Source organism: Pseudoalteromonas nanhaiensis (assembly GCF_051235485.1).
Lineage (GTDB): Bacteria > Pseudomonadota > Gammaproteobacteria > Enterobacterales > Alteromonadaceae > Pseudoalteromonas > Pseudoalteromonas lipolytica_C.
The window spans coordinates 35,320-48,691 of sequence record NZ_JBPNYQ010000006.1; the positions used below are offsets into that span (position 1 = coordinate 35,320).

General features: G+C 41.4%; 9 protein-coding genes and 1 pseudogene. 2 read left to right on the top strand and 8 right to left on the bottom strand.

Annotated features, from left to right (window positions below; all coding sequences use genetic code 11):
- Position 1: 1 nt before the first annotated feature.
- The 6 genes and pseudogenes from ACSFVZ_RS07575 to ACSFVZ_RS07600 all read right to left on the bottom strand — a co-directional run bounded on the left by ACSFVZ_RS07575 (position 2) and on the right by ACSFVZ_RS07600 (position 9,613).
- Positions 2 to 1,144, bottom strand: coding sequence for an ATP-NAD kinase family protein (locus tag ACSFVZ_RS07575; protein ID WP_135923946.1), 1,143 nt, complete (start codon positions 1,142 to 1,144; stop codon positions 2 to 4).
- Positions 1,134 to 1,703 carry an elongation factor P hydroxylase gene (locus ACSFVZ_RS07580; RefSeq protein WP_435558521.1) on the bottom strand — a complete coding sequence of 190 codons (570 nt, stop codon included), beginning with the start codon at positions 1,701 to 1,703 and terminating at the stop codon, positions 1,134 to 1,136. Before ACSFVZ_RS07580 ends, ACSFVZ_RS07575 begins: the two co-directional genes overlap by 11 nt.
- Positions 1,704 to 1,793: 90 nt before the next feature.
- On the bottom strand, positions 1,794 to 4,970 hold the full coding sequence (locus tag ACSFVZ_RS07585) for an HD domain-containing phosphohydrolase (protein ID WP_435558522.1): 3,177 nt from the start codon (positions 4,968 to 4,970) through the stop codon (positions 1,794 to 1,796).
- Positions 4,971 to 5,092: 122 nt separating this feature from the next.
- A pseudogene (locus ACSFVZ_RS07590) lies at positions 5,093 to 6,667 on the bottom strand (HD-GYP domain-containing protein); the annotation flags it as partial.
- Between the two features lie 956 nt (positions 6,668 to 7,623).
- Positions 7,624 to 8,838 (bottom strand): GGDEF domain-containing protein, encoded by a 1,215-nt coding sequence (locus ACSFVZ_RS07595; RefSeq protein WP_435558523.1) that lies wholly within the window; start codon positions 8,836 to 8,838, stop codon positions 7,624 to 7,626.
- Positions 8,839 to 8,962: 124 nt separating this feature from the next.
- A complete protein-coding gene (locus ACSFVZ_RS07600) occupies positions 8,963 to 9,613 on the bottom strand; it encodes a glutathione S-transferase family protein (protein ID WP_435558524.1) in 651 nt (216 codons plus the stop codon).
- Positions 9,614 to 9,714: 101 nt separating this feature from the next.
- Between ACSFVZ_RS07600 and ACSFVZ_RS07605 the strand changes: the two genes are divergently transcribed.
- Positions 9,715 to 10,554: a LysR family transcriptional regulator gene (locus ACSFVZ_RS07605; protein ID WP_435558525.1), complete on the top strand. Its 840-nt coding sequence runs from the start codon at positions 9,715 to 9,717 to the stop codon at positions 10,552 to 10,554.
- Between the two features lie 59 nt (positions 10,555 to 10,613).
- On the opposite strand, the gene aroC is transcribed toward ACSFVZ_RS07605, so the two are convergent.
- Both aroC and prmB read right to left on the bottom strand, forming a co-directional pair.
- A complete protein-coding gene (aroC, locus tag ACSFVZ_RS07610; RefSeq protein WP_135923937.1) occupies positions 10,614 to 11,711 on the bottom strand; it encodes a chorismate synthase in 1,098 nt (365 codons plus the stop codon).
- A gap of 65 nt (positions 11,712 to 11,776) precedes the next feature.
- Positions 11,777 to 12,712 carry a 50S ribosomal protein L3 N(5)-glutamine methyltransferase gene (gene prmB, locus ACSFVZ_RS07615; protein WP_135923936.1) on the bottom strand — a complete coding sequence of 312 codons (936 nt, stop codon included), beginning with the start codon at positions 12,710 to 12,712 and terminating at the stop codon, positions 11,777 to 11,779.
- A gap of 101 nt (positions 12,713 to 12,813) precedes the next feature.
- Here prmB and smrB point away from each other — a divergent pair, with 101 nt between their 5' ends.
- On the top strand, positions 12,814 to 13,371 hold the full coding sequence (smrB, locus tag ACSFVZ_RS07620; RefSeq protein ID WP_135923935.1) for an endonuclease SmrB: 558 nt from the start codon (positions 12,814 to 12,816) through the stop codon (positions 13,369 to 13,371).
- The last annotated feature ends 1 nt before the right edge of the window (position 13,372 follow it).

The following is a 13,372-nucleotide window of genomic DNA, read 5'->3' on the forward strand; positions in this document are numbered from 1 at the left end:
GTTACTTCTCCTCTGGGTGCAGCCCATCTTGATGACCCACTGCATACATAATATGGTCATTAAAACCGGTGGTTACGCGTATATAACCACTTAATTCATCGTCTAACTCACTATCGCCGGTATCGGCAATCAGCGGTCGGCCATTTAAGGCCTGTAATTTAGTTTTAGTCGCCACTACAATAATATTGTCACGACCAATAGCACGAATAAGCGCAGGGCTTAATTGCTGATTTCCTCTGCCGAATATATGGCCTTGGCCACCAATTAAGGTAATCACTAATTTAGTCGCTTTACCTTCGGTAAGCTCAAGTAATTGCTGAGCCGTTAAATCCTGTGCAACGAGTTCTTGATCAGCCACTAAATCAACACCTAACAAGGTATTCTCAAGGCCCATTTCTTCCATTATTGCAGCCACGGTTGAACCACTGCCCATCACATATAAACAGTCTTCATCCATTTCACTAACAACATAGGCCGCAATATCAGCAAGGACTAATTCATCCGTTTCTTTGCCGCCATTTTTAACTGCTTGCACATAACGCACTTCACTAGGTACTTGCATTTCACCATAGCGCTTAGCTTTTACCGTGCCTTCGCGAAATGCTTCTTCGTCGATATCCATCACATCGGCATCACCAAGGCTTACAAGCTCACCTTTTACTAGCATTTCGACAACGCGACCTGCTGCCTTTGGAGTAATCGCATAAACACCAGAGTGTATTTTACAGCCAGCAGGAATACCCAACACAGGTGTGCTATCACCAACTGCGTGACAAATGTTGCGAGCAGTGCCGTCACCACCAGCAAATAAAATAAGATCGACACCTTGCTCGACCAATAGCTTGGCTGCCTGCTCTGTGTCATCAGGGGTAGTGATTTCATTTGTTTGGTAAATGACGTGAGTATTAAAACCAAGCTGGCTTGCCGTTTGCTCACCCATTTCACCGTTTACAGTGTAAATGGTTAACTCATCTTGATGTGCAAGCAGAACCTCAAGTGCCGCTCGGGTGCGTAAGTTTGCTTTTGGCTCTGCGCCAAGTTGCATTGCCTTTGCTGCGGTATCTGCCCCATCACTGCCCTTGAGTGCCACACTGCCACCTAAGCCGGCAACCGGATTAACAATCAAACCTAATTTAAACTGCATCAGCTAAAACTCCTGGGTTGCTATGAAAATCGCGCTGCCACGTAAACTGTGCAGCGGATAATGGCCATGGGGTGTTATAAAAATCGCTCAATGCTTTAAGTAACGCCTCTGTGCGCTGATTAAAGCCAGATACTAATAGATCCAATACTTGCTGATGAACCCGCGCTTGAAAGTCAAACCGGCAGGTTTGCTCGCCATTAAGATTATCAACTGATACATTAAAATCGAAACCCGCTGCTGTACTGAGCGCCCACTCAATGGCTTGCGGTTTTACTTCAACCGCTTCAAATTCAGCTTGCTGGTGTTTATCACGGCCATCTGGGCAATACCAATAACCATAATCTTCTTTTAACCGGCGTGCCTCTCCTGCCACCAGCCAATGGGCAATCTCATGCAAGGCGCTGGCATAAAAACCGTGGGCAAATACAATTTGATGATAAGGCGTTTGCTCATCAGCAGGCAGGTAAATAGGTTCATCATCACCTTTTATCAAACGTGTATTATGACTTTGATAAAAGGTGTTTTCAAAAATAGTGATTAAGTCAGCAATCTGATGCATACGGCTTGAATTTGTCTCGTTAAAAGCGTCACTAAAAACGAGGCGAATTGTACGGACTTTTCAGCCTAAAGTAAAAGCAACCGCCCTCAGTTACAGGTATTTTGCGATATCAACATCATCGATTTGCTCTGGGTTTAAATAGCGCTTTGCATACTCAAGGTAAATACCTGACGTTAAGAACAATTTGAATACATCTTCATCAACATGCTGATCGGCCACCATCTTGGCTAAAATATCAATGGCAACACTCAGCGGTTTGGCTTTTTTGTAGGGTCTGTCGGCTGCGGTCAATGCTTCAAATATATCAGCAAGCACCAACACGCGTTCAGGTATCGATAAATCACCCGCAGACAACTTACGCGGATACCCCGTGCCTTTTAAAGTTTCGTGGTGAGTCGAGGCATAACGTGGCACACGGGCTAATTCTTCAGGAAACGGCACATTATCGAGCATACGTATAGTGCTAATAATATGCTCATTAATTTTAAATCGGTCTTCACTTGTTAAAGTACCGCGCTGAACCTGTAAGTTATATAACTCTCCTAAGTTATATTTATACTCTGGAATATCTACTTTTATCCCTAACCGTTCATCATAGTGAATTGGTTTATCGTGGGCAATCAAATGCTCAGGCTTATCAGAAAGTAGCTTTTCAGTTACAGGGAGTTGCTCATCATTGCTATGAACTCGCAGCTCTTCGACTGGCGAAAGGCCTATTTTATCGTCAAAATAGCGCTGCCAAGTAATATTGCTGAGTGCTTCTAAACGCTCAAGGCTAGCTTCATCCATAAACTCGCCCCCGACATTACAGGTAGCGATAAACGAAAAATCACTCCGCAGCTCTGCTTGGCGTTTAGTAAGTTCAGCCTCAAGCTCTGGCTGCTTTTCGGGTGAGGCTTGCAATGCTTTTAGATATGCGATTTCTGCATCTCGCCAAAGTACTTCAAAACGTGTGCGCACTTCGTGAATACGGTTGTATATTGTTTCTAACTTAGTGCCTTTATCTACGATATGTTCTGGCGTGGTAATTTTACCGCAGTCATGTAGCCACGCTGCGAGACTAAATTCTCTTAGCTCGTCTTTATTTTTAAACGCAAACTCTTTAAAAGCATGTTCATTTGAGTTTGAAGCTGCTTTGGCTAGCATAATGCCAAGCTCTGGTACCCGTTCGCAGTGCCCTGCTGTATAGGGAGACTTATCATCGATAGCCTGTGCGATAAGCTCAATAAATGACTTCATTAAGGCCTTTTGCTTTTGCTCATGTTGCTGAATCGATTGACTCATTTGCACCATAGAGCGAGATAGGTTGTTAATTTCTTTAATACTGCTTTTTAGCGTAGAAACTTGGTCAAATTGACGCCGTTTAATCTTTAAGTTTTCGCCCTCTAAGGTCTTAATTGGTGCAACGATGGGTGAAGCAAAAAACCACGACACGGGTAAAACCATAATTAAGCATGCCGCAGTGATTAAAATTGACAGCTTAATTTTCTCGCGAGTAGAGCTTAATACACCTTCTTTGGGCACCACTATCGCTAGGAAATCGCTATTATCGCCCATCTCAGAAAGCGGGGTGATATATACGTACTTTTCAGCCCCATTAAGAGTCATCAAACGTAAATGGGCAAAGTTTGTTTTATCTTTAATTAAGGTTAAAAATTCAGGGTAAGGCACGGTGCCAATCACTTGTGGTTGCTGATTGGGGTCGCTTCCTAACCATTTACGCTCAAGTGCTGCAATATACGAATCTGGCAGTTGCTCTATTGCCATATCAATTAAATCTTTAAGCGCTGCATCCTCCGGGTGAAACAGTAAATGCAGCGTATCGGGTAAAAGGTCATGGCTGTAACTATCAAGCTGATTATATTGAACCCCATCAATAAAAAACTGCTTTTGGGTGTATTTAAACACCGCCTCGTTATCTAGGCCTGCAAAGACCCGCCCTTGGCTTACCGCATCAAGTACCGCTTTTGTACTTGGCAGCTCAACAATGTCTATGTCGGGAAAGTGCTCTTTGATCACTTTGATCACCGACCAACCTTCGCCAATTGCAAGCTGCTTACCCGCCAACTGCTTCATACTAACAACTGGGGGCGTACCTTGTGCAGTAATAATACTAAATGGTAAGGTTGCCATGGTTTGGCTCATAATACCAAGCGGCTCATTGGCAGGCGTTTTAAAAATAGGCTGAATAACATCTATTTCTTTTTTAGCAAATTGATTCAAAAACTCAGACCAAGTAAACCCATTGATAAAGGTCACTTTAATTCCGAGCATATTGGCCAAGCCATTAATGTAATCAATGCTATAGCCTTTGGGGTTACCGCCAACACTAAAATCCATTGGCGGCCAATTAGTTTCGTTTGAAACACTTAAATAAGGGTACTTAGCCAAGACACTTTGCTGGGCCTCAGTCAGAGGGAGTTTTTCGAGCGTTGGCAGAAGTAAGCTATGCTTTTGTTGGTTAGAGGCGACAATTTCACCCTCTTTATTATAAATATACAGCTCACTTAAATATTGACTGCTCATTTTACTCTGCTGTTTGCTTAGGTACTCTGAAATGCTCGATAAGCTAACGTCTAACGCCAACACACTATTTTCGCTTGCTGACTTTATCGAATAGGTTTGCCCTGGTGCTTGCAGGTGGGTAAAGAAGTATGGTTTGGTTTTATTGACACGGGTAGAGTTTGCTTGCTTAAACCACAAACGCTCTCGGGGGTCATAGCTGGTACCTTTTGTTTGAGAGATGCGTAAATTAAATTGCTGGTCAAAGTAATGAGTGTGCTGAACTCGATCTGCACCTTCATCGGTAATATGGATCACCACCCAGCGATCAGCTTCGATGGCTTGCAGCTGTTGGCGAACTATTTCACTACTCTCTAAATTAATTAATTCGTAAAAGTCACCATTTTCATACCCCACATATAAAGCATAAAACAATGGATTGAGCTGCATGATTTCACTCATGACATTTCTCAGTTCACTTTTATCTTCATTGTTGGCACTGATAAGACTACCGTTTTGTACCATCACACTTAAAGTGTTTTCAGATTTTTCGTTCACACTGGTCAGATAATCAGCGACAGAGCCTGTGGCTAAATTAAAGTTTTTGACACTGGCTTCTAACGCCATTTTTTCACTGAAATAATATTGCAAACTGATGGCAATTAACGCGGTGAGTGAGGTTGCTAATACGAACACAGCAACAACGGTAAGACGAATCGAAAAACGAATTTTTTGTTTGAGTTTTTGAAAAGCAGATACCAGCACTTATGCATCTCCTTGCAATGCTTTGTTCGTAAATAATATTAGCTTGTATAATATGTATACACCAATAACTTTGTATTACAAACAAAAACACTGCAATATTAGCCTAAAGCATAAGCAAATAATTACCTTAGATATTTTTGAATATCGACCGAATCGATTTGCGACTCATCTAAAAACTGTTTTGCATATTTTAGGTATATGCCTGAGGTTAAAAATAGCTCAAATACATCACGATCAATATGCTCGTCATCGACCATCTTCGCTAAAATATCAATTGCAACACTCAGAGGCTTGGCTTTTTTATACGGCCTATCTGTCGCAGTTAGAGCCTCAAAAATATCAGCCAGCACTAACACTCGTTCAGGTATTGATAAATCTTTTGCAGTTAATTGGCGAGGATATCCAGTACCTTTTAATGTTTCATGATGCGTCGAGGCATAGCGTGGGATCCGAGCAAGCTCTTTCGGAAAAGGAACATTAGAAAGCATGCGAATAGTACTGATAACATGTTCATTAATTTTAAACCTATCCTCAGCAGTGAGCGTACCGCGTGAAATAGATAAATTATAAATCTCACCTAGATTGTATTTATACTCAGGGATTGTCATTTTTATCCCTAAATCAGCTTCGTAATCAACGGCCTTTTCATGAGGAATTAAATCACTTGGTTTATCACTCAATAGTAATTCTTCAACAGGCAAAGTTTGATCTTTAAGGTTTACCATGCGCAACTCTTCAAGTGGCGATAACCCAAGACTAGCATCGAAGTGACGATACCACTTGATGCTGGCAATCTGATGTAAACGATTTAATTGCGACTCATCCATAAACTCTCCGCCGACATTACATGCCGCAATAAAGCTAAAATCCGCATGCAACTTTTCAATCTGAGCGTCTAATTGCTGTTGTAACTGCTGTTTTTGTTCTGGGTTTACAAGTAGTTTTTCGTAGTAGTCTAGTTTTGCATCTCGCAGCAGTACTTCAAAGCGCATACGAACTTCATGAATTCGGTTGTAAATTGTTTCAAGCTTAGTGCCTTTATCAACAATATGTTCTGGCGTAGTAATTTTACCGCAGTCATGCAACCATGCTGCTAAACGAAACTCTCGTCGTTCATCTGGGGTTTTAAAACTAAACTCAGAAAACGCCTCATCCTTTGAATCTGATGCTGCATCAGCAAGCCAAATACCGAGCTCTGGCACCCGCTCACAATGCCCTGCCGTGTAAGGTGATTTATCATCAATTGCTTGCGCTATAAGCTCAATAAAAGATTCCATTAACGCTTTTTGCGAGTTTTCATGCTGCTCAATTGAGCGACTCATATCAACCATAGAACTGGCTAAATAATGAATCTCTAGAATATGGCTCGAAAGTGTAGAAACCTCATTGTAATCACGCTGTTGGATTTTTTTATTTTCGCCCACCAATTTCAAAATGGGATTAACAATCGAAGATGCAAAAAACCACGATACGGGCAAAAGTAACAATAAACATAACCCTGTGACTAAAATTGAGATTCTGATTTTCTCTTTAATAATTGCTAGCACATCTTCTTTCGCAACTAGCACTGTAAAGTAATCCACTTCATCAGAGTGCATATCGCCACTAAGTGGCAATGGCACTACAAACATATATTTTTCTTGACCATTTTCGTGCACATCAAGCATTTTACCGAACTGTTGCTTTTTATTGGCAAGCCCAGGTTGTTGCTCATCAAGTCGAATAAGCTTAGATAAGTCGTCGAATGTTCGTTGCTGACTTTGATTACGACTTGCTGCGATGATTTCGCCATCACCCCGGTAAACATACATTTCAGAAGAAACTAAGAACTGCATTTTAAGTTGTTGCTCTAAAAGAAAGTGGCTCAAACTGGAGCTGGCTATATCAAGTGCAAGTACATCACCTGTGTCTGCTGACTGTATTGAATAGGTATAGCCCGGCATTTCTAATAGATTAAAAACATACTGCTCAGACTTTGAGACTGACTCACTAGAGGCCTCCTTAAACCACTTTCGGGTACGAGGATCATAGTCAGTTTTTTCTTCGTTGACTCTAATAACCGAAAGGCTTTCATCCAAGAATAACTTTACGGTTTTGCGCGCATCACCTTGCCCGGAGACTTTATAAATCAACCAACGCTCCAAAGGCCGGATTTGAAAACTAGCGGGTAAGGTTGCATCACCTTTTAAATTAATTACTTGCAGCATATCACCATTTTGATGCGCAAGAATTAATGAGTAAAAATCCGCATGTCGACTTAGTACCTCTATCAACACATTACGCAAGGTGTCTTTATCCTTGCTATCTTCAGAAAAGAGTCGAGTATCATGGATCATTACGCTGAGCGTATTATCAACCCGATGATTTATTCTCGAGATATGGTCTGCTATTTGTTGACTGGTCTGCTTAAATTGGTCCGTTTTTGTCTGCAGTACAAACTTTTCACTAAAGTAATAATGGAGACTAATTGCCACAATCCCTGTTAATAAACTTGCCAAGGCAAACACCAGTAACACACTGACGCGAATTGAAACTTTAAAGCCCTTAGGTTGGCCTGGTAGCATATTGCGGCTCCTTGCATGCTGAATATACCTATCTAGGTATAAAATAAAAATAAAAGTGAAATCTAAAACAACTTATTTAGACAGACTCGCTAGATTTTAACGACCAGTTGATTGCGACCAGCCTCTTTGGCTTCGTATAACGCTGAATCTGCTCGAGCAATAACAGACTTTTGAAGCTCCTCACGCATAACTGTCAAACCAAAGCTTGCTCTTATTGATAAAGACATATCATTAAGATGTAACGGCTCAGCATTCAGTGTTTCAATCATTTTATTGACAATTATCGTCGCATCTTCAACAGAACAAAGCGGCAACACAATTACAAACTCCTCTCCTCCAAAACGATAAACATCGTCAGAAGCTCTCAAAGACTTTGTAAGGAATGTTGAAAACTTTTCTAGCACAGCGTCGCCAACTTCGTGCCCATGGGTGTCATTAACACGTTTAAAGTAATCAATATCAGCTAAAACAACGCATACTTGTTTTGATTTATATTGATTTTCTTTACTGAGTTTTTGGTAATGCTCATAAGTATTATCAAACGCTCTGCGGTTAGGTAACTGTGTAAGCGCATCTTTCAAGGCCTGCTTTTTCATTTCTTGAGCTAATTGACCTAATTGCGTATTACGTACAAATAGCTCACGACGAATAATGTGTTCATGGGCAGCCATGATCGATCCCGCTAAATTAGCCGCTATGTGAGCTAAAATAACCACATAAAAAGAATGCAAATTTATATCTTTATTAAAATAAATAACGGAAATAGCCAGACAGCTATAAAACACACCTAATAGCGCTGATAGTTTCAAGGAGAGCAAAGTCGAGAAGTAAAATGTAATCAATACAATGACATCAAAAAACATATGCAATATATAATGACGCTCATAGGTGATAACCATAAATTGCATATTCAAAAACATAAATATCATAAAGGCGATGACCATCTGTATTAACTGCTTCGGTGACTTTACAAAACTAATACCAAAAGCAGCGCTAACGCATACAAATACAGTGATAGTTCTGCCAATCAAAGCAATATCAGGCCAGAAATCTGGCTGAATAATCATCTTATCGAAAAAAGTGACGAGCATAGTCACAACGGCGATTATACATGCAAGAAATTGAGCAAGCTTTTTATCTTGCACCAATTTACTTTGTATAAACAACAACTCAACCTGTTTCGACTTGAACTGACAAGCATAACGGTTAATAGTCATATCTTTGTTTAATAACTTTGCAGCATAAACGCCCATAAATGTGCCTACAACAAAAGGGAGAATGAGAAGTGTTGAATTAAAGAGCAACAACTCTATTATAGAAGGAAGAGATTAGAATTGAACTAGTTATTTTGTATAAAAATAACACATTTTAACCAGCACAATATAAGTAGGGGCAAACGAAGTATTAATGAAATACTCCGTAATTATGTTATGAAATCTCTTTTCCTGCCTCATCACATACAACAATATCGGTTTCTTTTAATGCTTGATTGATCCAGGTTTGCAACACAGGGCAAGCTAGCACATGCTGGCAATAAGCTTGTGCTGCACTCGACAGCTCCACCTGATAGGTTTTAAAACGCAACACCACAGGTGCAAACATCGCATCAACAATAGAAAACTCGCCAAATAACCACGCATTAGGATAACGCTGCTGCTGAGCCGAAAAAATCTCATCGATACGTGCGATATCTTTTTTAGCTTGCTCTGATAATTCAACATGCCTTTTAGCGCGAATGTTCATCGGCATTTCATTGCGAAGTGCAGCAAAACCAGAATGCATCTCGGCAGCTAGACTGCGAGCTTTTGCTCTTTGGGCTATTTCACTAGGCCAAGCAGCACCATTTAGATAAGCATCATTGATATATTCACAAATGGCGAGTGAATCCCACACGATTAATTCAGCATCAATAAGTGCCGGCACTTTTTGCACCGGAAACGTGCTTTTTAATGCTTCATAAAACTCAGGCGTATCTAAAACTAACTGTTGCTCTGTAAAAGAAATATTGAATTTACTCAGTAAATACCACGCTCTTAATGACCAAGTTGAGTAATTTTTATTGCCAATAAATAATTGCATTGCGCTTCCTTTAACGTTTAGATTAGGCTCACTATAAAACAGCAATTGGGTAATTACTCGCCAATTGTTTTTATGCTACCTATAAGTAAAGTTGATACATTATGGATATTGATGCCCTCAGGACTTTTTGTGCCTTTGTTGATACAGGCAGTTTTACCCGCGCTGCAGCACAGATTTGCAGAACCCAATCTGCGGTAAGTATGCAAATGAAAAAGCTTGAACAAGACATTGCAAGCCCCCTATTTGAAAAGCAAGGTCGTCAACTGGTGCTAACTCATCAAGGCCACCAGCTAGCAAGCTATGCAAAACAATTGATAGCGCTTCATGATGAAGCGTTTAAGCAATTAAAAGCAGGCGCAGGCAATCTGCGCGTACGCATAGGTTGTCCTGACGACTATGCCCACTCTTTACTACCAGAGCTTGTTGATGCCTTACATCAACAGTTTAATGCGCTAGATTTACAAATAAGCTGCGCCCCAAGTACTGAGCTTAGAGCCAAGCTAGACCAAGGTATGCTCGATTTAGTGATTGCCACTCGCTCGCCAGACAGCGAAGAAGGTTATTTATTACAATCAAGCCAAGGCGTGTGGGTGAAAAGCCCCGGTTTTGAGATTGAAGATTCAACCCCACTTCCTATCGCCTTGTTTCAACGAGACTGTAAGTTTCACCAAGCCAGTATTGAAGGCCTTTTAAAGGCCGAACGCCGTTTTAATATTATTGCCTGCTGTGGCTCAGCGGGAGCGTTACATGGCTTGATTAAACAAGGACTTGCAATAGGTAGTATGGCGCGAATCAGCATGCAATCAGGTGTGGAAGAAATCAGCGATAACTCACTTCCGATACTGCCTGTCATTGATATCGTCCTGCTTTACGGTAATCATGCCCACAACCCGCTAAGTCATGAAAAAATTAAACAGCTTGTGGAAATAATTAAGGCATAAAAAAGCGCGATGATAATCATCGCGCTCATTAACTGCGTTTACTTTATTTAAGACTGCGCTTAAATCGAACCTTTGATTGGTCCATGTTCGTGGCTAACATGTGGGTTTTGACCACGTTGGCGCAATAAGTGATCCATTAAGGTAATCGCCATCATCGCCTCAGCAATAGGAATAGCACGAATGCCTACACAGGGATCATGGCGTCCTTTGGTGATCATCTCTACCGCTTCGTTGCTGGTATTAATGCTGTTGCCCGGTATGGTAATGCTTGAGGTTGGCTTAAGTGCGATAGAGGCAATGATATCTTGCCCTGTTGAGATACCCGCAAGTACACCGCCCGCGTGATTTGATGTAAAACCATCAGGAGTTAACTCATCACGGTGCTCAGAGCCTTTTTGCTCAACCACATCAAAGCCATCACCAATTTCAACGCCTTTTACCGCATTAATGCTCATTAATGAGTGTGCAAGCTCTGCATCTAGGCGATCAAATACTGGCTCACCTAAGCCTACAGGCACATTTTTAGCAACCACTTTGACTTTAGCGCCTACCGAATCACCTTGTTTTTTTAGGTCGCGCATGTACTCATCAAGCGCTTCTAGCTTGCTGGTGTCTGGAAAGAAAAATGCATTATTTTCTACTTCATCCCAGTTGTAGTCTTCTGCTTTGATTGGCCCTAGTTGGCTCAAACATGCTCGAATTTCAATACCATGAAACTGTTTTAAGTATTTTTTAGCAATTGCACCTGCCGCTACACGAATAGCCGTTTCACGGGCAGAAGAGCGACCACCACCTCGGTAATCACGGATACCGTATTTATGCCAATAGGTATAATCGCCATGACCTGGACGAAACACCTCAGCGATTTTGCCGTAGTCTTTTGAACGTTGATCGGTGTTTTCAATCAGTAAACCAATGCTAGTACCTGTGGTTTTACCTTCGAATACACCTGAAAGAATTTTAACTTCGTCACTTTCGCGGCGCTGCGTTGTATAACGACTTTGCCCCGGTTTACGACGGTCTAAATCAATTTGTAAGTCGGCCTCGCAAATTTCAAGGCCTGCTGGTGTACCATCAACAACGCCGCCTAATGCAACGCCGTGGCTCTCACCAAAGGTGGACACTTTAAATAGTTGTCCAATGCTATTACCTGCCATTAACTTTCCTCATTCCTAATGACTACTGAGACCGAGCCCTCAGGCTCGGCTTTTAAAATCTGCCGTTAGTCAGCAAAATACTTAACTAGTTGCTCTTTGCTGATCACAAACACACCTAATCCACCTTGCTCGAACTCAACCCACTCAAACGGTGCATTTGGATATAACGCTTCCATATGTACCATAGAGTTGCCGACTTCGACAAATAACAAACCGTTATCAGTTAGATGCTCTGCGGCTTCAGCTAAAATTGTACGCGTTACGTCTAGGCCGTCATGGCCCGATGCTAAACCAAGTTCTGGTTCATGGTGGAATTCACGCGGTAAATCAGCCATATCTTCAGCATCAACATAAGGTGGGTTTGCTACGATCAGATCATATTTTTGACCCGGAACGCCACTAAACACGTCTGATTGAATTGGCAGTACACGGTCATTGAGCATGTAATCGCTAATATTAATATCAGCAACTTCGAGCGCTTCATAAGAAATATCAACCGCATCAACTTGAGCATCTTCAAATGCTTGTGCAAGTGCAATGGCGATACACGCAGAGCCGGTACATAAATCAAGAATGCGCGTTACTGAGCTTGGCTCTTCTAACCAAGGTGCAAAGCGGTTGTTAATTAGCTCTGCAAATGGCGAGCGTGGAATTAACACGCGCTCATCGACATAAAACGGCATACCTGCAAACCATGCTATGTTGGTCAGGTATGGTACTGGCGTACAATCATTAATACGCTCTGCAATTAGTTCAGCTAAACGGTTCTTCTCGGTGCTGGTTAAACGCGCATGCATTAGCTCTTTTGGCGCGTCGATAGGCAAACTTAATGCGGGTAATAATAAGCTAACTGCTTCATCCCACGCATTATCTGTGCCGTGCCCAAAGAAAATACCACTGCTGGCAAATTGACTGGTTGTCCAACGTAACCAATCGTGCAACGTTGAAAGTTCTGCAATTGCCTCGTCTAAAATTGCATCTTCAATCTGGAAATGGTTCATGTATGTTCCTTAACTTTCAAAGTCTATTCTGACGCGTATTGTACCGTCTTTTCAGTTGGTTTTTACTCGATTTTTAGCGTTTTTTTGTTTAGACTGCCGCCATGAAAAAAGATCCCCACGCCAACAATCACATTAGCCCTGACGATATTGATTTATTTCGTCAGAGTATTAGTGGTGCCAAAGCCTTTAAACAAGACACTATTCGATTCACCAATAAGCCTAAAGTGTCACAAGCGAAGCAATTTTCCCAGCAAAAAAAGCAACATCAGGCAGAATTTTTCTTTTCTGATGAATATGTACCAGACATCGACACTCATGGCACTGTCAGTTATGTCAAACCAGGTCATGATAGCTTTTTGGCAAAGCAACTTCGTCGTGGAGATTACCCGCCTGAGTTAACCCTTGATTTACATGGCTTAAATAAAGAGTTAGCCAAAGATGAGCTGGCTGGATTAATTCATGAGTGTAAAAAACAGCACTACTATTGTGCCTGTATTGTGCATGGTATTGGTGAGCGCATACTCAAACACAAAGTGCCACAATATTTAGTACAACACCCTGATGTAATTGCTATGCATCAAGCACCTCTTGAGTTTGGCGGTAAAGGTGCGGTACTTATTTTAATTAATCTTCCACAAAGTGATGAGTTCAGACGCTAAC